At 65.4% G+C, this 387-nt stretch carries 1 protein-coding gene; it reads right to left on the bottom strand.

Translation table 11 applies throughout. The annotated features are described in order from the left end of the window. On the bottom strand, window positions 1-387 hold a 387-nt coding region (locus H2O73_RS23460), incomplete at both ends, for a polyphosphate kinase 2 family protein (protein WP_497997503.1).

The following is a 387-nucleotide window of genomic DNA, read 5'->3' as shown; positions in this document are numbered from 1 at the left end:
GCCCGACCGGGTGAGCATGCGCTCGAATTCCGGGGTCTGGCGCATGAATTCCAGGTATTCCGTGGGCGAGCAGAACCCCATCACCCGCTCCACACCGGCGCGGTTGTACCAGGACCGGTCATAGAACACCATTTCGCCCGCGGTCGGCAGATGCTCGATATAGCGCTGGTAATACCACTGGCCGCGCTCTTCGTCCGTGGGCTTGTTCAGCGCCACGACCCGGGCCGCGCGCGGGTTCAGGTGCTCGGTGAACCGCTTGATCGTGCCGCCCTTGCCGGCGGCATCGCGCCCCTCGAACAGCATCACGAATTTCTGCCCGGTCTCCTGCGCCCAGAGCTGCACCTTCAGCAACTCCGCCTGCAACTGCGCCTTCTCGGCCTCGTAGGC

This window comes from Vibrio marinisediminis, from assembly GCF_014050145.1.
Taxonomy (GTDB): Bacteria; Pseudomonadota; Gammaproteobacteria; order Enterobacterales; family Vibrionaceae; genus Vibrio; species Vibrio marinisediminis.
Note: the sequence above shows the minus strand (reverse complement) of the source record. Positions and strands in the feature narration are given on the sequence as shown.